Source organism: Pseudomonas sp. NPDC085632 (assembly GCF_044541255.1).
Lineage (GTDB): Bacteria > Pseudomonadota > Gammaproteobacteria > Pseudomonadales > Pseudomonadaceae > Aquipseudomonas.
This window is the reverse complement of the sequence record NZ_JBITSX010000041.1, coordinates 15840-39492: the sequence shown is the minus strand read 5'-3', so window position 1 is coordinate 39492 and position 23653 is coordinate 15840. Positions and strand designations below refer to the sequence as shown.

Sequence of the window (23653 nt, the reverse complement as noted above, 5' to 3'; positions counted from 1 at the left end):
ACAGATACAGCGTTCGATTTTATGCGGTAGTGGGCAACCACAACCGGAACCGTGCCCCGCCCAGCGGCGAAGACTCTACAGTCAACGTACCGCCCTGCGCCTCCAGCGCGCGGCGGCTGATCGCCAGGCCAAGCCCAAACCCACCCGTAGCCCTATCGCGGCTGCGATCGAGTCGATAAAACGGCTCGAAAATCCGCTCTCGCTCATCATCGGGAATACCGATGCCGTCATCATCGACCCAGATCTCACAGCCCTCGGCATTGACCTGCACGCCAATCTGAATGCGCTTCTCGCAATAGCGCATGGCGTTGCGCAGCAGGTTCTGGATCGCCCGCGCGGTCAGGCGTGGATCGAGCGAGAAGCGTTCGAGCTGACCGTGCAGTAACACGTCGATAACGATCTCTGGGGATTCAAGCTCTTCATCGACACTGCCCAGAATACTGTCGATGAACTCATCCAGCGACACTTCGACCTGCTCCGGCAGTTGCGCCGGGTTCTGCAAACGACTGTAAGAGAGCAACTCCAACACCAGCTCATCCAGCTCACGAATGTGCGCGACCAGCCCCAGCAAGCGCTCGCGACTGGCGCTCGGCAAGTCATCGGACAGGGCGAGTGCGAGGCCGAAGTCCAGACGCGTCAGCGGTGTACGCAGTTCATGGGACACGGCGTTGAGCAGATCACGTTGCTGATTGAGCAGGTTTTCGATATCACCGGCCATGGTGTCGAAGACATTGGCGAGGCTGCCGATGTTGGAACTCGGGGCGATTTCCGTGCGCTCGCTCAAATGGCCCTTGCCGAAGCGTTCGGCGGTGCCTTTGAGGCGTTCGAGATCACGCCAGTGCGGGCGCAACCACATCAGCAGACAGGCGAGCAGGCTCGCGCCGATCAGCACGTTGATGCTCCAGTACAACAGATTGACGTCCATCGGGTCCGGCGGCACGACCATTTGCACGGCGGTGGTGTCGTCCAGCGGCGTCACCGCCAGCGTGCGCCAGCCCCAGTCGCCAATGCGTACGACGTTTTCACCACGGCGCAGGCGTTGCTGCTCGATCGCGGTGAACTCGGCGTCGTCAATCCGCGCCAGGACGATGTGCAGCGGCTGGAAATCCTTGTCCATCGACGCCGCCAGCGCCGGCCACTGCTCATGTGGCACGGCGTGAAACTGGCGGGTAATCAACGATTGCAGGCCGCGCGAATAATCGAGGTTGTAGGTGACGAAGCGATCCCGGAACGCCATGACCACCAGGTCCGGCACCAGATAGATCGCCGCGCTGTACGAGACGATCGTCACCAGATACAGGCGAAACAGGATGCGAAACATCAGCTCAGCATTCCCACTCGGAACGGCTGAACAGATAGCCCTTGCCCCACACGGTCTTGATCTTGCGCGCTTCGCCGGCGTGGTCGTCGAACTTGCGGCGCAGCTTGGAGATCGCCACGTCCACCGAGCGGTCGGTGCCGTTGAATTCGATACCGCGCAGGCGCTGCAGAATCTGGTCGCGGCTCAACACTTCGCCGGCATGGCGAGCCAGCACCACGAGCAAGTTGTATTCGCCGCTGGACAACTCGACCGGTTGATCGCGCCAGGTCACGGTGCGCTCGGACAGGTCAATGCACAGATTGCCCATGAGGATGCGGTCATTGGCGGTCAGCGGTTCGCCGAGACTGCTGCGGCGCAACAGTGTGCGTACCCGTGCCAGCAAGACCCGTGGCTCGCACGGTTTGGTGACGTAATCGTCGGCGCCCATTTCCAGACCCAGCACCTGATCGTGGCTGTCGTCGCGGGCGGTGAGCATCAGGATCGGCAGCGTCGCCGAATCGGCACGCAGCAAACGGCAGACTTGCAGGCCGTCGAGTCCCGGCAGCATCAGATCAAGGATCACCAGGTCCGGAGGATTGACCCGCGCCCGTTCACGTACGTGGTCGCCACGGCCGATCACGCTGACGGAATAACCGTTGCGCTCCAGGTAGCTGGAAATCAGTTCGGCGAGGGCGGTGTCGTCTTCGACCAGGAGGATGTTGGGCATGGGGTGATCCAGATATTGCTGTGGTGGATGTCAGACCGCTTTCGCGAGCAAGCTCGCTCCCACAGTGGTTTTGCACTGTTCACAAAACCCATGTGGGAGCGAGCTTGCTCGCGAAAGCGGTTTAACCGTCACAAAAGAATTCAAGACCTGAAGGATATACGCCCTCGCCCATCCCTGAGCAAAACCCTTACACAATTTCACACAGCGCCTACAAAGCTTCACCGCTAATCTCGGCGTCTGCCCGTAGGATGCGGGCATCAATATTGGGGGTTGTACATGTCGAACAAACTGCTGGCCGGGCTCGGACTGATCGCGATGGCGCTGACACTGGGCGCATGTGATTCGTCCTCGAAAACCGAGGATCAGGCACCACCGGCCACGGTGCGTATCGAGACGATCGAAGCGCATCCCCTGTCGATCAGCAGCGAACTCAGCGGCCGCATCGCCGCGCCACGGATTGCCGAAGTACGCGCACGGGTGGCCGGTGTGGTCTTGCAGCGCACCTTCCGCGAAGGCAGCGACGTGAAAAAGGGTGACGTGCTGTTCCGCATCGATCCGGCACCGTTCAAGGCAGACCTCGACAGCGCCGAAGCCGCGCTGCGCAAAGCCGAAGCGAATGCCTTTCAAGCGAAACTGCAGGAGCAGCGCTACGCCCAGTTGATCGACGACAAGGCCATCAGCGCTCAGGACTACGACAACGCCCGCGCCAATGCCCGGCAAACCGCCGCCGACGTTGCGGCCAACAAGGCTGCCGTCGAACGGGCAAAACTGAATCTGGGTTATGCCACCGTCACCGCGCCGATCTCTGGACGTGTCGGCCGGGCACTGGTGACCGAAGGCGCACTGGTCGGGCAGAACGAAACCACGCCGCTGGCACTGATTCAGCAGCTCAATCCGATTCACGCCGACCTCACCCAGTCGACCCGTGAACTCAACGAATTGCGCCGCGCGTTCCGCTCCGGGCAGTTGCAGGAAGTCGGCCAGGATCAGGTCAAAGCCACGCTGATTCAGGATGATGGCAGCCTGTATCCGCTGCCGGGCAAATTACTGTTCAGCGACATCACCGTCGACCCGGGCACCGGCCAGATCATCCTGCGCAGCGAATTCCCCAACCCGGATCTGGACTTGCTGCCGGGCAGTTTCATTCGCGTGCGTCTGGAGCAGGCCACCATCCAGAACGGCATTACCGTGCCACAACGCGCCGTGCAACGTGACAGCGCCGGCATCGCTCAGGTACTCACCATCGACGAGCAGATGCGCGTCGCCGAACAACCGGTGCAACTGGGCGCGGTACAGAACAATCGCTGGATCGTCACCGGCGGCCTCAAGCCCGGCGACCGCATCGTCATCGAAGGCCTGCAACACGCCCGTCCCGGCGAAACCGTGCAGATCGACGACACCCCTCTTCCACTTGCCCAGACCTCTGGTCAGTAAGCAGGACGCTTTTCTATGCCGCAGTTCTTTATCGACCGCCCGGTGTTTGCCTGGGTCGTCGCGTTGTTCATCCTGTTGGCCGGTGCGCTGGCCATCCCGCAGTTGCCGGTGGCGCAATACCCCGACGTCGCACCGCCGCAAATCGAGATTTACGCCGTATATCCCGGCGCCTCGGCGCAGACCGTCGATGAAAGCGTGGTCAGCCTGATCGAGGAAGAGCTCAACGGCGCCGATCATTTGCTGTACTTCGAATCGCAGAGCAGCCTCGGCAGCGCGACGATCAAAGCCACGTTCCAACCGGGCACCAACCCGGAGCTGGCGCAGGTTGACGTGCAAAACCGTCTGAAAGTGGTCGAGTCGCGCCTGCCGCAAGCAGTGAATCAGCAAGGTTTGCAGGTCGAAAAGGTTTCGTCCGGTTTCCTGTTGCTGATCACCCTGACGTCCAGCGATGGCAAGCTCGATGACGTGGCGCTCAGTGATTACCTGGCGCGTAATGTGATGAACGAGATCAAGCGTCTGGACGGTGTCGGCAAGGCGCAGTTGTATGGCGCCGAACGGGCCATGCGCATCTGGATCGATCCGCAGAAGCTGATCGCGTTCAACCTGACACCGGCCGACATCAATGAAGCCATCGTGGCGCAAAACGCCCAAGTGTCCGCCGGCAGCATCGGCGATCTGCCCAATCCGTCGAGCCAGGAAATCACCGCGACCATTCTGGTGAAAGGTCAGTTGTCGACGCCGCAAGAATTCGCCGACATCGTGCTCAAGGCCAATCGCGACGGTTCGACCGTGCGCATCGGTGACGTCGCACGCGTGGAAATCGGCAGTCAGGAATACCAGTTCGGCACGCGCCTCAATGGCAAGCCGTCCACCGCCGTCGGCGTGCAGCTTTCACCCGGCGCCAACGCGCTGAACACCGCGACCCTGGTGCGGGCGAAGATGGATGAGCTGTCGCGCTACTTCCCGGCGGGCGTGGAATACAAGATCCCGTACGACACTTCGCCGTTCGTCAAAGTCTCGATCACCAAAGTGATTTACACCCTGGGCGAGGCGATGCTGCTGGTGTTCGCGGTGATGTTCCTGTTTCTGCAGAACGTGCGTTACACGCTGATCCCTACGCTGGTGGTGCCGGTGGCGCTGATGGGCACGTTTGCGACCATGTTGGCGCTGGGCTTCTCGATCAACGTGCTGACCATGTTCGGCATGGTGCTGGCCATCGGCATTCTGGTGGACGACGCCATCGTCGTGGTGGAGAACGTTGAGCGGATCATGGCCACCGAGGGTCTGTCGCCCAAGGAAGCCACGCGCAAGGCGATGACGCAGATTACCGGCGCGATTATCGGCATCACGCTGGTGCTGGTAGCGGTGTTCATTCCGATGGCGTTCATGCAGGGCTCGGTCGGGGTGATTTACCAGCAGTTCTCGCTGTCGATGGCCACGTCGATCCTGTTCTCGGCGTTCCTCGCGCTGACCTTGACGCCGGCATTGTGCGCAACATTGCTCAAGCCGATTGCCAAAGGCGAGCATCACGAAAAATCCGGGTTCTTCGGCTGGTTCAATCGTCGCTTCGAGCACCTGACCGATCGTTATCAAGGCTGGGTCGGCTATGCTCTGAAACGCAGCGGTCGTTACCTGCTGATCTACGTTGTGCTTCTGGTGGGGTTGGGGTTGTGCTTCGCGCGTCTGCCCTCCTCATTCCTGCCGGTGGAAGATCAGGGTTACACCATCACCGACATTCAACTGCCGCCCGGCGCGACCAAGAATCGTACGGTGGCCGTGGCTGAACAGCTTGAAGCGCACAACGCCGGCGAGCCGGGGATCAGCGACAGTGTGGTGATTCTCGGTTTCAGCTTCTCCGGCAGCGGCCAGAACGCAGCCTTGGCGTTTTCGACGCTGAAGGACTGGTCGCAGCGTGGCAGTGATGATTCCGCCAGCTCGATTGCCGATCGCGCCAATATCGCGCTGAGTCAGATCAAGGACGCCGTGGCGTTCTCGGTGCTGCCTCCGCCCGTGGACGGCCTCGGTACGTCGAGCGGTTTCGAGTTCCGTTTGCAGGATCGCGGCGGCCTCGGCCATGCGACCTTGATGCAGGCGCGCACCGAATTGCTCGCCGCTGCCGAAAAAAGTCCGGTACTGATGAACGTGCGTGAGAGCGCGCTGGCCGAAGCGCCGCAAGTGCAATTGATCGTTGACCGCAAGCAGGCAAATGCCTTGGGCGTATCGTTTGCCGACATCGGCAATGTACTGTCCACTGCTGTGGGTTCCAGCTACATCAACGACTTTCCCAATCAGGGGCGCATGCAGCGCGTTGTCGTGCAGGCCGAAGGCGATCAACGCAGCCAGGTGGCCGACCTGCTGAAAATGCATGTACGCAACAATACCGGGCACATGGTGCCGCTGTCGGCATTCGTGCAGGCCAACTGGATTCAGGGCCCGGCGCAATTGACCCGTTATAACGGCTATCCGGCGATTGCGATTTCCGGCGAACCGTCACCGGGGCACAGTACCGGTGAAGCCATGGCAGAGATTGAACGTCTGGTGGCGCAGGGACCGAAAGGTCTTGGCCAGGAATGGACCGGGCTGTCGTTGCAGGAACGCCTGTCCGGCAATCAGGCGCCGATCCTGCTGGGACTGTCGTTGCTGGTGGTGTTCCTGTGTCTGGCGGCGCTGTACGAGAGCTGGTCGATTCCGACCTCGGTGTTGCTGGTGGTGCCGCTGGGGGTGCTTGGCGCGGTGCTGGCGGTGACCTTGCGCGGCATGCCCAACGATGTGTTCTTCAAAGTCGGTTTGATCACCATCATCGGTCTGTCGGCGAAGAACGCGATCCTGATCATCGAGTTTGCCAAGAGCCTGTATGACGAAGGTCACGACCTGATCGATGCAACGTTGCAGGCAGCGCGTTTGCGTCTGCGGCCAATCGTGATGACTTCGCTGGCATTCATTCTCGGTGTGGTGCCGTTGGCCATTGCCACTGGCGCCAGTTCGGCCAGCCAACAAGCCATCGGCACCGGCGTGATTGGCGGGATGATCACTGCGACGCTGGCAGTCATCTTCGTCCCTGTCTTTTTCGTCGTCGTGATGAAGCTCGTACAACGATTCAGCAAGCCCCACTGATCTTAATTGTGGGAGCGAGCTAGCTCGCTCCCACAGGGATCTTCATAAACTCGAGCCAGTGGTCATATCCTCCATCGCTGGGCTAAGGTGTTTGAACCACCCTGGCCCATCGAGTCCCCATGCGCTTCCTCGCCCGTACCCACCCTCGCCTGTCCGCCGCCGCTCTCCTGGGCCTCGCTACCGGTCTGTTGGTCCCCGCCGATTCCATCGTCAGCAAAATCCTCATTGGCTGGAACGCCGGTGTCTGGACCTATCTGATCCTGATGTTCTGGCTGACCGCGCGCGCCAAGGCTCCGGACGTCAAACGCATCGCTGAAGTCGAAGACGAAAATGCCGGGCTGGTGCTGTTCGTGGTGTGCATCGCTGCACTGGCGAGTCTGGCGACCATTACTTTCGAACTGGCCGGCAGCAAAGATCTGGAAACCACGCGCAAGCTCCTTCACTACGGTTTCACCGCGCTGACGGTAATTGGTTCGTGGCTGCTGATCGGGGTAATTTTCTGCGTGCACTACGCGAGGTTGTATTACACCTGGGATGGCAAGGAACCGGCATTGCGTTTTGCCGAGGGGCTGACGACGCCTAACTACTGGGACTTTCTGTACTTCTCGTTCACCATCGGCGTGGCGGTGCAAACAGCGGATGTGGGCGTGGCGACGCGGGATATACGGAAAATCGTGCTAGCGCAGTCGTTGATCGGATTTGTTTTCAACACCGCGATTCTGGGGTTTTCGATCAATATTGCGGCAGGGTTGTTTGGCTGAAACTCAGCGAATCTCCGAAACTGCAAGAACATATTCGATTGGTTGTCTTTACTCACGCGTTATTCACTATCGCTGTTGCGTAATCGGGTATTCAGGGAAATAACAGACATCAAGGAATCTGTGTATGCGTTGATGCATCGTCATACTGCAATCCATCAACGTTCCTGACAAATCATAAAAAATGCATTCTGTAAACTGTGAAGTCTGACAGTTTACAGACTCACCTAATCGCGCTCTGATGCAGTTCCCGTGGCTCGATTTGAATGCTGATCCACTGGATCCTCTTGCGACTTCAATGATGGAGATAAACTCATGAGTACAGCACGGAAACTGCCTACACCTATCACGAAGTACTCTGCTCTCGATAATAGCTTCAGCGCGTCTATCGACAAGTCAGAGCCTATTGATTTTCAGGCGACGTTTAAAAAGGTTATCTATCCACAGGAGGGGGAACCTCCTCGCTGGACGATTGAGGCACGTTATCGTGACTCGACAACCAACCAGATCCAGAGCATCAGGGTTATTTTTCTGAAGACTCCGGAAAATAACAACCCGGTCCTTGCAAATGAAGATCTGCGAATTCTCTACAGCAATACCGCAGAAGATCCACCTTCTGAGTACTCTACAAGCGCTGCGACAACGGCAATAGATTTTGACTCGGCGGCTGGTTCGGTGAGTGGCAATATCAGCGCAACTGTCAGTGACGGCTTGGAAACACCAAAGACTCATGAACTAACTATCGCTTTCGACTTGATCGCAGAGGATTGGGTAAAACGTATTTAAATGACATTTGCAAGACGATAAAAAGGAGGCTTTCGCCTCCTTTTTTACAAGATATGCATTTAGAACGCAATGCTGAAGCCAGCGCTCACATTATAATCCTGACTGACCGTCTTGCTTTGACTCGACCCCGCTTCGGCAAAAATCTGTACTCCGTTCGGCAAAGCCCAATTGACACCACCAGCGAGCTCCATACTGGTTGTCGACGTGTCGTTATTGAAGCGGCTCTCGTTGACATTGACCTCATTAGACTTAATAAACTCATGACCCATCGCTACACGAACTCTTGGCTGAATTTTCTGGCCATTGCCCAAATCGATCTGGCTACCCACATACATCCCCCCCTTGGTAACCAGTGAGCGTGTAAGTTGACTGTCGACCACGAGTCCATTGTCCAGCGAGTAATGCTTACCGGAGATCACCGCGGCATTAACTTGAACAAACGGGGCCAGAAACAGATTAGAGGTCAAATCATATTGCTTACCCACTTCCAGCGACCCACTTAAACCATACGTATTGTAGTCACCTTTGCTGCGTTCGCCATCGCTCATGCTGACATTCAACCTGTTGTCGAAGCTGTTGATCTTCGCGACTGCATCGACATAGAAACCGGACTGGGCATCAAACTTTGTCAGGTAGCCACCTACCGAATAGCTGTCGACCGTGCCCGTACTGCCATGTTTCAAATCGAGATCGGTTTTGCTATAGCCAACCATCGCCCCCACTAACCAGTCGCTCTCCGCCAGACGGGTATCGGCTCCAATAACCAGCCCCTGTTGAGTTTGGCTATAACCATCACCGTATCCGTTCTGCACGCTGTAACGATTGCCATAGGTGCGCGTCCAGACGCCGCCGCCCCCGCCCGTCAACCGACGATCGCCCATTCGCGTATTGAGCAGTGTGCGCTCCGCATCAATCACCGTAGGTGCCGTATTGGCAATAGCCAACACAGAGCGCGAACTGGTGCTGATTTGCGTATCAGGTCGAAGAAACCAGCCGTCGCCTTCCTCGAACAACTTGTAGGTGAAAGCGCCTGCGTCTACCGAGCGGTTGATCAACGCAAACTTCGCATCACCACTGGCCACCTTGACCAACTGAATCGGCTCGTCACTCGTGGGTTTGCTGCCTGTCGCTGTCACTGACAGCAGATAGTTGCCGTCTGCGCGGTTGGTGACATTGAGGAAATCCGTTTGTTGACTGCCAAAATCCGTGGCCATTTTTAGCACGCCATTGCCAGACAAATTTTCGACATCCAGCTTGTAGAAAGTCTGCCCTGGAGCGAAGTCCAGCGTGCCATCTGCCATATCCAGGTTGCCGACCTGATTGTTACCGGCCAGAACCCAGGTAGAATCATTAATGGTAAAGCTCGTTATATTCTCGACATTCCCGGTAAACGTGGAACCGCTTTCGACTCTCACGCTTGAGCCATCCACTGTATTTCCTTTGAATAGCCCGTTAAACGCACTGTTGTTGCTGAGTTTTAATGCAGAGGCATTCAACAGATCACCGGTTAAAGAAGCACTTTGATCCAACGAAACACTCACTGCACTGCCTGGCTCCACAGTGACATTGCCGTTCAGCTGGCTATTCGCGACATTAAAATCAACAGACGTACCTCCGGCGACTTCCAGAATCGAACCGTTCCCCCCTGAAAGAGTAGAACCATTCAACACTTGTATGACCAAAGGGCCCAATGGATTGAGACCCAGATCAGCGACAATCGCCGCGCCGGTTTTTCCTTCAATGCTGGACTTGTCCAATACCAGCTGGCTGAGTTGTTCATCCGAACCATCCAGCCCATAAATCACACCGTTAAGATCACCGATTACCTTAGAGTTGGCACTCAAATTAGCGGAACCACCCGACAGTGACAAACCATAGCTATCGCTCCCGGTCCCCTCTACAGTGCTGTTATTCATGTCAAGGACACTATAAGAGGTCAAAAACGCCCCGCCCGCGGTTCCCTGAACAGTGCTGTTCTGCAAGTGAACAACCGAGCCAGTTTGGGTGCCTTGCTCCCGAGCAGCCTGCAGACCGATGGCCAAACCCGAAATCGTGGAACTGTCGATATTTGCTGAACTATTAACCAGCGACAGTGTAATGGAGCCGTTTGTACCAGAAAGCGTCGCGCCATTAAGATTGACTTGAGTTCCCTCTGTAGCCTCCACTTCTCGAGTCAGGCCGGAGTTGACATTCAACGTCCCGCCGGAAGTTGAAATATCGAGAGTCTCTGCGCCGTTGACAGTCAAGGTAGAACCCGCCCCTAAATTCCAGCTTTCGATCGGGGAGGCAGGCGTAAGGGTTTCACTTTCACCAGGATTAAGTACTCGTGCTTGCGCAGCAGAAGAACAGAAAACTAACAGCATCAAACCTGGCGACCACTTTTTGATAATTCTTTTCTTGCTTACTATCGACATAGGATTTCACCGAATTATAAAGAAATCGGCTCGACAACTCGTTATTAAAAATGCCCAACCGAAGTGGCCGCAAGATTATCGCCACACACGCATATTCGATGTAGGAAAAATCTGAAGTGGCGAGGATTTTATCCTCGTCGAGTTGTCGGATAGATTACAACGCAACGATTCCCGCCACGACGTTCAACCTGCTGTCGTGGCGGGAAACGACTAAAACGCTTTACTGATCCTCGCAGTACTCACCTCTCGGATTGACCAGGTATATCGGGCTATCGAACTCCAACGACGGATATTCCGTCGCGTTGATCTCCACCGTGTACCAGATCTTCCAATACCCATGGTAGTCGCCGGGTGGAACGGGAATCGGATCAGGAGGTGGCACCGGAATATTTCTGATATTTGGGTCATATGGCGTAATGATCATATCGAATCCGGTAGCACCTTCCCCTCCACCTATCGTGTGTGGCGCAGACTCAAATGCTGTATTAGGGGATTCTTCAGTCATTGCGGCATCGCGATACCCTTGGGCGTAGAGAATCACATCTCTACCATCCTGCAGATGAGTGGCATTGCCGGGAATACCAACTTTCATTCCGAAACCGGTTTCTGTGAGATCCTCACAGTAAATAGTCGTGCCAGACTCTCGCGCTACGACTGGTGGATCCAGCTCAACCACAATCGCGTTATTTGTGACGTCGGTAATCGGAGATGGATTTTCATTGATCCCACCGATATCGGATACAAAATATTGAAGCTTCTTGTTGACCCCCAGCCCGCCAGCATTAATAACAGGCCACGGCAGGGTCATTGTTACACTGGTATCCCCATCCGTCAGGAATTCAGGTCCGAAACGCACCCCCTCATACTCGCCGTAAATCTGTTGTCCAGTTTTCACCGGTTTGTCAACGTCCGTCCAGAGTTGGATAGTCACCGTGTGATCTTTGTTATAGTCAGCAGGTTCCAAGATGTCTGGTACTGCAGTGCTAGTGATGTGTGGTTCTTCCAATAGATCATTGGGAGGAACAGGGTCGGTGGGGTTAATGGGGCCTGGATAGTAGATATTCACATCAATTTCAAGCTCGGAATCACTGATGACGTCAGTGCCGCGCAAAAGAGTTGCAACAATAGTTACCGGTTTGTCCGTTGTGATATCCGGATCACCATCGTAGTACTCATTGAAAATATCAGTAAAGGGTACTGGCACCGATAATGGGTCGTTAGTCCCGAATGCAAACTCGCCAAGGTTTTGGCCGCCCCACTCCACTCTGACTTCATCATCATCCAGTATATTGTCTACTCTCCTCAACTTTACTGTTGTACTGGCTGAATCTTTAAGATCAATTAACTTATCAGTCTCCGCCAGATCGACAATAGGAGTTTCAAGCACTGGCAATGGCGCAAAACGGACTTTCACTCCGACAGCGAACGATAGATTACTGACATTCCCCACTTCATCAATAATCGTGTAATACGCATAGACAGCCAGAGGATCTAGCGACCTGAACTTGTTGATACTGATATTAATAAGTGCAGCCGCAGCTCCCTCATAAATCGGCACCTCCGTATTACTCGCAGAATAGGACTTGCTGATCCAGAAACGCAGGGTGTCACCCGGCAAAGGATTTTGATAGCTATGGGTAAAATTAATGACAGCGTTTGGTGAGTTTCGCGTAATAAACTCTTCGTCGATCAGGTTGCCAGGCGATAGAGCAGGCAGCGTGGCAATTGGCGGGCGAGCCTTCGCCCCACCAGGCACGGCTTGATAAGGCGCACGCCTGTCAATGATGATTGTTGTAATATCTGAGGAATATGGATTGCCGACCGGTTGCGGTTCTACACGGTATTGAAGTTCCCACGTGGTCGGTGTTACTGGCGGATTGACCTCCAACAACAGATCCGAGTCAATAGATACTTCATACTCTGAAGGTCGTCCAGCAACAGGTCCAGCGTCGAAAGAGTTCACGATTGTCCATGCCGTAGTGCCTGCTTGGCGAATGCGCGTCACCACTTTGTCGTTAGGCATATCGATAGGCCATCTTGGCAACTTTACCGGGAGTTTTGCACCCACCAAGAGTTTGTTGGCATATACACGTCGGTCCGTGGGACTAATGATGTCGTCCACCACAGGCGGCGGGCCGGCCAAAGGCAAATTTATTCTGCTCTCGACTGCCAACCGATCAACTTCGGAAAGTTCTTGCTTAGCATTCATTTGATTTCCTCCTCGTCCATTACCCAAATTCTCACGGATGAGAATTCGACGTTTACGCAACACCACAACCTCGCACGAATATTGATACAACCAATATTCAATTTCAGAGCGAATTAATATTTAGCTTCAAGCCGGCCCACAGGGAATATCTTCACCCGATATAATACGGTCGATTTTTGCCAGCTCATCCCTGGATTGACCAATATAACGCCCATCCCTTTTGACTTTATATTGCGCGGTGATAGAGCACTTATCAATCAGCTGCTCCAAATACGGGAAAAACGGAATAGGTGGTAATTTAAACCCGTCTCTGTTTCCTGCCTCAGCAAGACTCATAGTATGACTCAACTCTCCCGCCGAACCCTCCACATAGAATTCCTCACTATTAGTAAGCTTGGAAAAACCACGCCATGAAAGTTCACATACATCATTTTCTCTAAAGTTCTGGAAAAGCACTGTTACATACACACCTTCCCATATCGGATTTTCGGTATCGCAGTTCAAATAACCGTAAAAATCCACATCCGGAAAGCTCGGACTCAACAGAATCGGCAGTGGAATAACGCTGTGATCAATCGTTAACCTCTTTTCTTCGGAGGTTAGTGGATTACCAAATGGCTGAGGCGACACCCGATAATAAAGGAAGGCAATGCCATCATTCTGAAACAGTCCCTTATCGAGCGGGATCATAAACTCGGTTTCGGTAATTGGTCCTACTTTGGGGTCGTTATAAATCCGGACTGCGACGCCACCGTCTGGTCTCCAGAACACTTCCAGCAAATCGGTCTTTCCGGGAGCATCGGCATAGATAGGCCATCGAGGCACTCTTGCCACACCTCCGTTGAGCAATACTTCTGCTGGTAATCGTCCATCAGGATCACTGTCCGGGACGCCATCTACGGTCGGAGGATCAGCCAGTAATATGCCGGCGTTATCATTCTTGCGCTGCGTCGACATAGCGAAGTCCTTGCAAGCCAGATAGTTTTCTAAATATTGAATATCGGTGTGTAAGGATTAGAAGGCTCCGCGCGATATTTGCCTACTGTCATATCTGACAGGTATTTGCACCGTTCGTCGGATCAACTCAGAATTGCTGTTGATCATGCGCTTGACGAAATCACATCACTGTCGTTCACTGAAACCGGTTTCAGCGCTACCCCAATAACAACAAGGTTCACCCATGAACGACTTCTCCGCCGCCCAGCGCAGCCGCGTGACCATGCTCGACGTCGCCGAACGCGCCGGCGTGTCCAAGGCCAGCGTCTCGCGCTTCATCGGCGATGACCGTGCCCTGCTCTCCGATACCATTGCCCTGCGCATCGAGCAGGCCATCGCGGAACTCGGCTACCGCCCCAACCAGATGGCCCGTGGCCTGAAACGCGGGCGAACGCGTTTGATCGGCATGCTCGTGGCCGACATCCGTAACCCTTATTCAATTGCCGTGATGCATGGGGTGGAAACCGCTTGCCGTGCGCACGGCTACAGCCTGGTGGTGTGCAACACCGACCGCGATGACGAGCAGGAACGCCAGCACCTGGCCCTGTTGCGTTCGTACAACATCGAAGGGTTGATCGTGAACACCCTGGGCCATCACCGTGACGAGTTGCACGAACTCCTTCGCGAGATGCCGCTGGTGCTGGTGGATCGCAAGGTCGACGGTCTCGCCAGCGACATGGTCGGGCTGAACAACCCGCAAGCAGTGGAGATGGCGATCACGCATCTGGAGCAGCGCGGTTATCGGGATCTGGTGCTGGTGACTGAACCGTATGACGGCACCAGTTCGCGGATCGAGCGGGTCAGCAGTTTTCAGGCGCAAGTTGCTCAGCGCTCGGTCCTGGCGGGTGCGGTGCTGGAAACCGGCGACGATCTGAACGCGCAACTTCAAACTTTTTTAAACACCCCCGGTAACGGCCCGAAAGCGCTGTTTTGCGCCAATGGCGTGGCGGCGCTCGCCGCGACGACTGCGTTGCGCCAGATGGGTCGCCGGTTGTTCGAGGATGTCGGGCTGATTGCCCTGGATGATCTGGATTGGTATCCGTTGGTGGGCAGCGGGATTACCGCGCTGGCTCAGCCGACAGCAGAGATTGGCGCGCGGGCGTTTGAGTGTCTGCTCAAGCGCTTGCGTGGGGGTGACGAGGTGGCGCGGGTGGTGGATTTTGCGCCGGTGCTGGTGGAGCGTGGGTCGACCCGTGAGGTTGGCGGTGTCTGATCTGACGCTATCGCTGGCACGCCAGCTCCCACAAGTTTAGAGGTGTACCAAACTTAGTGTACGACCCGAACACTGTGGGAGCTGGCTTGCCAGCGATGAGGCCCTAAAGAACACCACAGAAACACCTGATATTTTTTTGAACAAAAATGAAACCGGTTTCAGAGGTCAATAACAATGAATAAACCCGCCGTTTCCATCAGTTTGTCCAGCTACGGCGCTGAGCTTGTGCGTCAGCGCGGGCAGGATGCTTTCATCGATGTTCTGGCTGCCGCCGGTGCAAATCGCATCGAATGGCGCGAAGAGCTGCTGACGCGCGAAGACCCTGCGCAACTGGCACAAGCCAGCCAGGCGCAGGGCCTGCTCAGCATCTATTCCTCACCCACCGAACTGTGGCTGGCCGGTCAGGCACAACCGAATCCCGAATTGATCACCGCGCTGCAACAGGCCGAAGCGTTCGGTTCGAAATGGTTGAAGGTTTCGCTCGGCTACTTCACTGACACCAATGATCTGCAAGCCCTGGCCGAGCGCTTGAAACACAGCCCTGTGCAGTTGCTGGTGGAAAACGACCAGACTTTACATGGCGGGCGCATCGAGCCATTTCAGCGTTTCTTCGCTGCCGTCGAGCAGCACAACCTGCCGATCAAAATGACTTTCGACATCGGCAACTGGCAGTGGCAGGACCAATCTGCCACCAGCGCCGCCCGCCTGCTCGGCCGGCATGTCGGCTATGTGCATTGCAAAGCCGTGGCCCGTCGCGCCGACGGCAAACTGGTCGCGGTACCGCCGGCCCTCAGCGACTTGCATATTTGGGAACAACTGCTGCGGCACATGGCCCAAGGCGTTATGCGCGCCGCCGAATACCCGTTGCAGGGCGATGATCTGGTGCAACTGACCACCGAGCACGTCGCCGCCCTCGCCCGCCTCGGCCAATCCCGTCTGGAGCCTGCCCATGTCTGAGATCGATATTCTTTCGTTCGGCGAAACCATGGCGATGCTGGTCGCCGAGCAGACCGGTGATCTGGCGACGGTCGAACACTTTCACAAACGCATTGCCGGGGCCGACAGCAACGTGGCAATCGGGCTGTCGCGCCTGGGTTTCAACGTCGCGTGGCTGAGCCGGGTCGGCAACGATTCGCTCGGGCGTTTTGTGGTCGAGACGTTGATTAAAGAAGGCCTGGACTGCAGCCACGTCGATGTCGATCAACAACACCCGACCGGTTTCCAGTTCAAATCCCGCAACGACGATGGCAGCGACCCGCAAGTCGAGTATTTCCGGCGCGGTTCGGCGGCCAGTCATTTATCGCCGCAGTCGATCACGGCCAGTTTGTTGAGTGCTCGGCATCTGCACGCCACCGGCATTCCTCCGGCCCTTTCGGCCTCGGCGCGGGAGATGTCTTTCGAGCTGATGACGCGTATGCGCAATGCCGGGCGCAGCGTGTCGTTCGATCCCAATCTGCGCCCGAGCCTGTGGGCCAGCGAGGGCGAAATGATCCGCGAGATCAACCGCCTCGCCGCCCTCGCTCATTGGGTGCTGCCGGGGTTGAGCGAAGGTCGTTTGCTCACTGGTTTTGAAGACCCTGCGGACATTGCTGCGTTTTATCTCGATCAAGGTGCAGAAGCCGTGGCGATCAAACTCGGGCCCGAAGGTGCTTATTACCGAACGCATCTGGCGTCGGGATTTGTCGCTGGTGTGCCGGTGACCAATGTCGTCGATACGGTCGGCGCCGGTGACGGCTTTGCGGTGGGGATGATCAGCGCCTTGCTGGAGCAGCAGAGTTTTGCCGAGGCGGTGCAGCGCGCGAACTGGATCGGCAGTCGGGCGGTGCAGAGTCGCGGGGATATGGAGGGTTTGCCGACCCGGGCCGAACTCTTCAGCGAATTTGAGGCCGCCATCGCTGGCAAGCCAGCTCCCACAAGGGTTGGTGGTGGCAATGCAATCTTTGACATACCCGAGATCCCTGTGGGAGCTGGCTTGCCAGCGATGAGGCCCTGACAGGCAACCGATTCATTGAACCTGCTGCGACAAAAACAACAAGCTCAGGAGCAAGACCCATGAAAACCGCTACCCTCGCCACCCGCCGCTGGTGGTACATCATGCCGATTGTGTTCATCACCTACAGCCTGGCGTATCTCGATCGCGCCAATTACGGCTTCGCTGCTGCATCCGGCATGGCCGCCGACCTGATGATCACCCCGGGCCTGTCATCGCTGCTCGGCGCGCTGTTCTTCCTCGGTTACTTCTTCTTCCAGGTGCCCGGTGCGATCTACGCGCAAAAACACAGCGTGAAGAAGCTGATTTTCGTCAGCCTCATTCTCTGGGGCGGCCTCGCCACGTTGACCGGCGTGGTCTCCAATGCCTATTGGCTGATTGTTATCCGCTTCATGCTCGGCGTGGTTGAAGCCGCCGTGATGCCGGCGATGCTGGTGTATCTGTGCCATTGGTTCACCCGTGCCGAACGCTCGCGGGCCAACACGTTTCTGATTCTTGGCAACCCGGTGACGATGCTGTGGATGTCGGTGGTTTCGGGTTATCTGGTGCAGCATTTCAGCTGGCGCTGGATGTTCATCATCGAAGGTCTGCCGGCAGTGCTGTGGGCATTTATCTGGTGGCGTCTGGCCGATGATCGTCCAGCGCAGGCCAAGTGGCTCAACGAGCAGGAAAAGCACGATCTGGAAAGCGCACTGGCCGCCGAACAGGTCGGCATCAAAGCGGTGAAGAATTACGCCGAGGCCTTCCGCTCGCCGAAGGTGATCATTCTGGCGCTGCAGTTTTTCTGCTGGAGCATCGGCGTTTACGGCTTTGTGCTGTGGCTGCCATCGATCCTCAAGGCCGGCGCGCAAATGGACATGATCGAAGCTGGCTGGTTGTCGGCGCTGCCGTATCTGGCGGCGGTGATTGGCATGCTTGTGGTGTCGTGGGGTTCGGACAAGTTGCAGAAGCGCAAACGCTTCGTCTGGCCGCCGCTGCTGATCGCGTCCATCGCGTTTTACGGTTCTTACGCACTGGGCGCTGAGCATTTCTGGTGGTCGTACACGCTGCTGGTGATTGCCGGCGCCTGCATGTACGCACCTTACGGGCCGTTCTTTGCCATCGTCCCGGAGATTCTGCCCGCCAACGTTGCCGGTGGCGCGATGGCGCTGATCAACAGCATGGGCGCGCTCGGCTCGTTCGGCGGATCGTACCTGGTCGGTTACCTGAACAGCTCCACCGGTTCGCCCGGCGCTTCGTATTTGCTGATGAGCGGCGCGTTGCTGCTGTCGGTGGTGTTGACGATTATTCTCAAGCCCGGCGCCAGTGATCGCGTCGTCGCCAAAGCCGTTGCCACGCGTGCCGTGCCAGCGCATTCCTGAAGAGACTTCTGCCATGAAAAAACAGGTCGTGTTGTACAAGAAACTTTCGCCCGCGCTGATGGCGCGTCTGCAGGAACAGTGCGAAGTGACGCTGATCAACAGCCTCGACGCCGACGGCCTCATGCAACTGCGCGATGCCCTGCCCCGCGCCCAAGGCTTGCTTGGCGCCAGCCTGAAACTCGACGCGGCGTTGCTTGATCTCGCGCCGCAACTCGAAGCCATCGCCAGCGTATCGGTCGGCGTCGATAACTACGACATCGATTACCTGAACCGACGCCAGATCCTGCTGAGCAACACCCCGGACGTGCTCACCGAAACCACTGCCGACACCGGTTTCGCGCTGATCCTCGCCGCCGCCCGGCGTGTGGTGGAACTGGCGAACATGGTGCGTAGCGGCCAATGGAACCGCAATATCGGCCCGGCGCATTTCGGCACTGATGTGCATGGCAAGACGCTGGGGATTATCGGCATGGGCCGCATCGGCGAAGCATTGGCGCAGCGTGGGCATTTCGGGTTTGGCATGCCGGTGATCTATCACAGCCAGTCGCGCAAACCGGCGGTGGAGGCGCGATTCGATGCGCAATACCGAAGCCTGGAAGATCTGCTCCAGCAGGCCGATTTCATTTGCCTGACCTTGCCACTGACGGCGCAGACCGAAGGGTTGATCGGCGCCGAGCAGTTCGCGCTGATGCGCCCGCAAAGCATTTTCATCAATATCTCACGGGGCAAAGTGGTCGATGAGGCGGCGATGATCGATGCGCTGCGTCATCAGCGGATTCGGGCGGCGGGGCTGGATGTGTTTGAGCGTGAGCCGTTGAATCATGATTCGCCGCTGTTGCAGCTGAATAATGTGGTGGCGACGCCGCACATGGGCTCGGCGACGCATGAGACGCGCGAAGCGATGGCGCGCTGTGCGGTGGAGAATCTGTTGGCGGCGCTGGCGGGGGAGAAACCGGCTAATCTGGTGAATCCGTCGGCCTGGCAGGGCTGAGATCCTCATTGCCTGATCTGGCCTCATCGCTGGCAAGCCAGCTCCCGCAGGTTTCTCCGGCGGACACAAATATCATGTCCACCTCAAATCCCTGTGGGAGCGGGCTTGCCAGCGATGGGGCCGGAACAGGCAATGCAAAACCATCAGGCACTGCGCGCCTGTAAAAGCTGCGCCGCACAAAGCGCAATCCGCGCACAGGCATCCGCCAGTTTCACCCGATCCAGCACCAGCCCAATCCTGATATGCCCCGCCGCACTCGGCCCGAACGCTTCGCCGGCCAGCACCGACACGCCATAACCTTCCAGCAATTGCTCGGCGAACGCCTGGGCGCCCAACCCGGTCTGGCGCACATCGACCATCACGAACATGCCGCCATCCGGACGGATCGGATACAGCCCCGGGCAACCGCTCAAACGCTCGCAGACCAGATCCCGGCGCAGGCGATATTCCTCGCGCATTTGCGTCACTTCCGGCAGGTCTGACTGCAATGCGATCTCTGCGGCCTTCTGCACAAAATCTGGCAGGCCGAAGAGCATGCTCAATGACAAATTGACCAAATGCTCGGCGAGCGATGTCGGCCCGATCATCCAGCCGATGCGCCACCCGGTCATGGCGTGGGATTTCGACAGGCTGTTGATCGTCGCCGTGCGCTCAGCCATGCCCGGCAGACTCGCCGGACTGACGTGCTGCCCCTCGTACAGCAAATCGCTGTAGACCTCGTCGCTGATCAGCCACAAGTCATGCCGTACGCACAGCGCCGCCAGTTCCTGCCAAATCAGCAGTGACAGGCTGGCGCCGCTGGGGTTGTTCGGACTGTTGAGCAGCATCGCGCGGGTTTTCGGGGTAATGCGCGCAGCGACATCGATCGGGTCGACACGAAAGCCGTTTTCCGGGCGCACCGGCACCGGCACCACCGTCGCGCCGCAAGCGCCAAACACGCCTTCGTAGGTGACATACATCGGTTCGGCGACAATCACTTCATCGCCTGGATCAAGCAGACATTGCGCCACCGAATACACCGCGCATTGCGCGCCGGGCATGACGATTACGTGGTCGGCTTCGACCGCTTGCCCGCTGCGCCGACGATGGCGTTCGGCGATCAGCGTGCGCAGCGCCAAACGGCCACGTACTTCGGAATAGTGGGTGTCGCCGGCCAGCAAGCTGTCGATTGCACCGTGGACAATGGGCAGAGGCGTGTCGAAATCCGGATCGCCGATGCTCAGCAGCAGGATATCGACACCCTCGGCGCGCAACTCCAGCGCTCGGTCGTGAATCTGCCAGGCGGCGGCTCCCTCCCCGGCGATTCGTTGGGTCAAGGCTGAATAGCGCATGTACGTCTCCTGATTGCGCGGTCTCCAGCCTTCACCGTATCTCAAATCACGAAACGCGCCACCATGGCGTTCAAATCCACCGCCAGACGCGACAGTTCGTGGGTCGCGGCGCTGGTCTGGTTGGCCCCGGCAGCCGATTGCGTGGCCAGGTCGCGGATGTTGACGAGGTTGCGGTCGACCTCGCGCGACACTTGCGCCTGTTCTTCCGAGGCGCTGGCGATGACCAGGTTGCGCTCGTTGATCTGGTGGATCGACTGGGTGATCTGTTCCAGCGCCACGCCGGCGGCGCGGGCCATTTCCAGGGTGGTCTGGGTGCGCTGATTGCTTTGCTGCATCGACGAAACCGCTTCGCCGGTGCCGTTCTGGATGCCGGCGACCATTTTTTCGATTTCCTGAGTCGACTGCGCGGTGCGATGAGCCAGTGCGCGCACTTCGTCCGCGACCACGGCAAAACCACGTCCGGCCTCGCCAGCGCGCGCCGCTTCGATGGCCGCGTTGAGTGCCAGCAGGTTGGTCTGTTCGGCGATGGCGCGGATCACGTCGAGCACCTTGCCGATATCACGACCTTGCGCCGCGAGACCTTCGATCATCTGTGCGGTGTTCTGCACGTCGTGGGTCATGGTCTGGATCGCGTCGACGGTTTTCACCACTTGATCGCGGCCTTCGCGGGCGGCGTGGGTCGACTGGTTCGAGGCTTCGGAGGTCGACACGGCGTTGCGCGCGACTTCTTCGACGGCGGCGGTCATCTCGTTGACGGCAGTGGCGGCTTGCTCGATTTCGTTGTTCTGCTGCTGCAGGCCACGGGAGGCTTCTTCGGTTACCGCGCTGAGTTCTTCGGCAGCGGCGCCCAGTTGTGTGGCGGAACCGGCGATCTGTTCGATGGTTTTGCGCAGGTTGCTCTGCATGGCGGCGAGCGCTTCGAGCAGGCGGGCCGGTTCGTCTTTGCCGTCGATTTCGATTGTTTTGGTCAGGTTGCCGCTGGCGATGGTTTGCGCGGCCTGCACGGCGCGGTTCAGCGGGGTGACGATACTGCGCGTCAGCAGCCAGGCCAGCAACACGGTGGCCAGCGCCGCCACCACGGCAACAATAATGATCCCGGTGATGGCGCTGTCGTAGTGTTCACCGGCCTGGATCGACGCAGCTTTAGCGTCAGCGGCGTTGATCGCGATCAGTTTGTTGAGCTGCTCGCCCATCTGGTCGGTGCCGTCCTTGATCCGCGTGTTGATCAGGGCACGCATCTCGTCGAGTTTGTCCTGGCGCGACAGCTCCATCATCTGGTTCTGCGCTTGCAGGTAGTTGTCCAGCGTGGTCGCGAAGGTCTGGTACAACGCCCGCTCCTCCGGGCCGGCCGGCAGCGCGGCGTAACTGGCCTGCGCGGCGCGAACCTTATCGACCAGAACGCCGATGCGGGTCTGCGCCTCCTGCAACCCGGCGGCTTCACGGTTGACCAGCACGCGGAACGACAGAATGCGCAAACGCAGGACGTTTTCAGTCACCACGCTGAGCTGGGTCACGCTGGGGAGTTGCGTCGAATCCATCTCGACGGAGGCCTGACGGATGATCGACATGCGGTTGACGGCGAAGACGCCGAGCACGATCACCAGCAAGGCGATAAAGGCAAAACCGAGGAAGGCACGGGGCGCGATATTCAGGTTACGCAGGGACATAGTTGAGCTCTCGAAAGATAGAAACTACGAGCGTCCATGCGTCATCACTGGCCCAAGGGGAGCGGGCTCAGTCCGGCGTCACTGTTTTAGGAAGTTATGTGCGCGCCTGTTAGCTGTATCGGCCAGGCTTTAGGAAGGTTGCGGGTCAAGAACAACTATTTTTCAGGGTGTTACAAGATTGAAACACCCTGTGCACCTGTTTCACACGTTGTGTTTGGCCATTTGCCAAACGCGGGCAATGTCAGTCGCACGTTCACGCAACAGGCGCGGAGCTTCGGCGCAGGCCTGCTCCAGCGTCATCGGGCCGCTGGTCACGGCGAATGCCGCATCGATACCGTGATCGTAAAGTGCCTGATAACCCTCGCCCAACGTGCCGGCGATGACAATCACCGGCACGGCGTGCTGTTTGGCAATCCGCGCAACACCGAACGGCGTCTTGCCACGCAAGGTCTGAGCATCGAATCGTCCTTCCCCGGTGATCACCAGATCGGCACCTTTGACCGCTTCGGCGAGGCCGACCAGTTCGGCGACCACTTCAACCCCGGCTTGAAACTGCGCGCCGAGAAAAGCCTTGGCGGCAAACCCCAAACCACCCGCCGCGCCGCTGCCCGGTTCGTCACGAACGTCTTTGCCCAACGCTTGCGCGCAGAGTTCGGCGAAATGGCCCAATGCCTGATCGAGCTGTTCAACCTGCGCCGGCGATGCACCTTTCTGCGGGCCGAAAATCGCCGAAGCACCGTGTGCGCCGCACAATGGGTTGTCCACGTCGGCCGCAATATCGAAACGCACCTGCGCCAGACGCGGGTCGAGTTCGCTCAGGTCCAACTGCGCCAGTTGCACCAACGCCAGGCCGCCGGGCACCAGCGCCTGATGCTGGGCATCAAGTAATTTCACCCCCAACGCCTGCATCGCTCCGGCGCCGCCATCGTTGGTCGCACTGCCGCCAATCGCCAGAATCACTCGTTGCGCGCCGGCATCCAGCGCGGCGCGAATCAGTTCGCCGGTGCCGAAGGTGCTGCTGATGCAGGCATCGCGTTGCCCCAGCGGCACAAGCTGCAAGCCACTGGCCTCGGCCATTTCGATGATTGCCGTGTGGTTGTGCGGCAACCAGCCCCACGCCGCATCGACCGGCGCGCCCATCGGGCCACGCACACGGGTGCGGCGCAGTTCGCCTGCGCAGGCAGCGAGGATCGACTCGACCGTACCTTCGCCACCGTCAGCCATTGGGCATTTGACCATCGTTGCCTGCGGCCAGACCTGGGCCAGGCCGAGGGCGATGGCTTCGGCGACGCCTTGGGCACTCAGGCTGTCCTTGAACGAGTCGGGGGCGATGACGATCTTCATGGGAATTCTCCGTTTGCA

Annotated in this window: 17 protein-coding genes; 9 read left to right on the top strand and 8 right to left on the bottom strand. The window is 57.8% G+C overall.

The window, feature by feature from the left end; all coding sequences use genetic code 11:
- Nucleotides 1-19: 19 nt before the first annotated feature.
- A complete protein-coding gene (locus ACIF4X_RS21885) occupies nucleotides 20-1321 on the bottom strand; it encodes an ATP-binding protein (RefSeq protein WP_397483702.1) in 1302 nt (433 codons plus the stop codon).
- Nucleotides 1322-1325: 4 nt separating this feature from the next.
- A complete protein-coding gene (locus tag ACIF4X_RS21880; RefSeq protein ID WP_007912171.1) occupies nucleotides 1326-2027 on the bottom strand; it encodes a response regulator transcription factor in 702 nt (233 codons plus the stop codon).
- 276 nt (nucleotides 2028-2303) lie between these two features.
- Between ACIF4X_RS21880 and ACIF4X_RS21875 the strand changes: the two genes are divergently transcribed.
- The 4 genes from ACIF4X_RS21875 (at nucleotide 2304) to ACIF4X_RS21860 (ending at nucleotide 8119) form a co-directional block, all read left to right on the top strand.
- On the top strand, nucleotides 2304-3461 hold the full coding sequence (locus ACIF4X_RS21875) for an efflux RND transporter periplasmic adaptor subunit (RefSeq protein WP_397483701.1): 1158 nt from the start codon (nucleotides 2304-2306) through the stop codon (nucleotides 3459-3461).
- A 15-nt stretch (nucleotides 3462-3476) separates the two neighbouring features.
- Nucleotides 3477-6575 carry a multidrug efflux RND transporter permease subunit gene (locus tag ACIF4X_RS21870; protein ID WP_397483700.1) on the top strand — a complete coding sequence of 1033 codons (3099 nt, stop codon included), beginning with the start codon at nucleotides 3477-3479 and terminating at the stop codon, nucleotides 6573-6575.
- Nucleotides 6576-6694: 119 nt separating this feature from the next.
- On the top strand, nucleotides 6695-7336 hold the full coding sequence (locus ACIF4X_RS21865) for a DUF1345 domain-containing protein (RefSeq protein WP_397483699.1): 642 nt from the start codon (nucleotides 6695-6697) through the stop codon (nucleotides 7334-7336).
- A 312-nt stretch (nucleotides 7337-7648) separates the two neighbouring features.
- The gene (locus ACIF4X_RS21860) at nucleotides 7649-8119 is read left to right on the top strand and encodes a hypothetical protein (RefSeq protein WP_397483698.1); all 471 of its coding nucleotides are present in this window, start codon (nucleotides 7649-7651) and stop codon (nucleotides 8117-8119) included.
- Nucleotides 8120-8178: 59 nt separating this feature from the next.
- Here ACIF4X_RS21860 and ACIF4X_RS21855 read toward each other — a convergent pair whose 3' ends face one another.
- The 3 genes from ACIF4X_RS21855 to ACIF4X_RS21845 form a co-directional block, all read right to left on the bottom strand.
- Entirely contained in the window at nucleotides 8179-10533 is a 2355-nt protein-coding gene (locus tag ACIF4X_RS21855) for an autotransporter outer membrane beta-barrel domain-containing protein (RefSeq protein WP_397483697.1), read from the bottom strand.
- A 220-nt stretch (nucleotides 10534-10753) separates the two neighbouring features.
- Nucleotides 10754-12742 carry a hypothetical protein gene (locus ACIF4X_RS21850; protein ID WP_397483696.1) on the bottom strand — a complete coding sequence of 663 codons (1989 nt, stop codon included), beginning with the start codon at nucleotides 12740-12742 and terminating at the stop codon, nucleotides 10754-10756.
- 126 nt (nucleotides 12743-12868) lie between these two features.
- Nucleotides 12869-13699 (bottom strand): hypothetical protein, encoded by an 831-nt coding sequence (locus ACIF4X_RS21845; protein ID WP_397483695.1) that lies wholly within the window; start codon nucleotides 13697-13699, stop codon nucleotides 12869-12871.
- Nucleotides 13700-13922: 223 nt separating this feature from the next.
- On the opposite strand from ACIF4X_RS21845, the gene ACIF4X_RS21840 reads away from it, so the two are divergent.
- From ACIF4X_RS21840 to ACIF4X_RS21820, 5 genes are all read left to right on the top strand, one after another.
- Entirely contained in the window at nucleotides 13923-14951 is a 1029-nt protein-coding gene (locus ACIF4X_RS21840; RefSeq protein ID WP_397483694.1) for a LacI family DNA-binding transcriptional regulator, read from the top strand.
- A 174-nt stretch (nucleotides 14952-15125) separates the two neighbouring features.
- A complete protein-coding gene (locus tag ACIF4X_RS21835) occupies nucleotides 15126-15908 on the top strand; it encodes a sugar phosphate isomerase/epimerase family protein (protein WP_397483693.1) in 783 nt (260 codons plus the stop codon).
- Complete coding sequence (locus ACIF4X_RS21830; RefSeq protein WP_397483692.1) at nucleotides 15901-16944, top strand: sugar kinase; 1044 nt, start codon at nucleotides 15901-15903, stop codon at nucleotides 16942-16944. Before ACIF4X_RS21835 ends, ACIF4X_RS21830 begins: the two co-directional genes overlap by 8 nt.
- A 59-nt stretch (nucleotides 16945-17003) precedes the next feature.
- Nucleotides 17004-18302: an MFS transporter gene (locus ACIF4X_RS21825; protein WP_397483691.1), complete on the top strand. Its 1299-nt coding sequence runs from the start codon at nucleotides 17004-17006 to the stop codon at nucleotides 18300-18302.
- Nucleotides 18303-18315: 13 nt separating this feature from the next.
- The gene (locus ACIF4X_RS21820; RefSeq protein ID WP_397483690.1) at nucleotides 18316-19293 is read left to right on the top strand and encodes a 2-hydroxyacid dehydrogenase; all 978 of its coding nucleotides are present in this window, start codon (nucleotides 18316-18318) and stop codon (nucleotides 19291-19293) included.
- A gap of 143 nt (nucleotides 19294-19436) precedes the next feature.
- Here the strand turns inward: ACIF4X_RS21820 and ACIF4X_RS21815 are convergent, their stop codons facing one another.
- The 3 genes from ACIF4X_RS21815 to ACIF4X_RS21805 form a co-directional block, all read right to left on the bottom strand.
- Entirely contained in the window at nucleotides 19437-20624 is a 1188-nt protein-coding gene (locus tag ACIF4X_RS21815; protein ID WP_397483689.1) for a pyridoxal phosphate-dependent aminotransferase, read from the bottom strand.
- Between the two features lie 41 nt (nucleotides 20625-20665).
- The gene (locus ACIF4X_RS21810; protein WP_397483688.1) at nucleotides 20666-22291 is read right to left on the bottom strand and encodes a methyl-accepting chemotaxis protein; all 1626 of its coding nucleotides are present in this window, start codon (nucleotides 22289-22291) and stop codon (nucleotides 20666-20668) included.
- Nucleotides 22292-22492: 201 nt separating this feature from the next.
- Nucleotides 22493-23635: a glycerate kinase gene (locus ACIF4X_RS21805; protein WP_397483687.1), complete on the bottom strand. Its 1143-nt coding sequence runs from the start codon at nucleotides 23633-23635 to the stop codon at nucleotides 22493-22495.
- Between the last annotated feature and the right edge of the window lie 18 nt (nucleotides 23636-23653).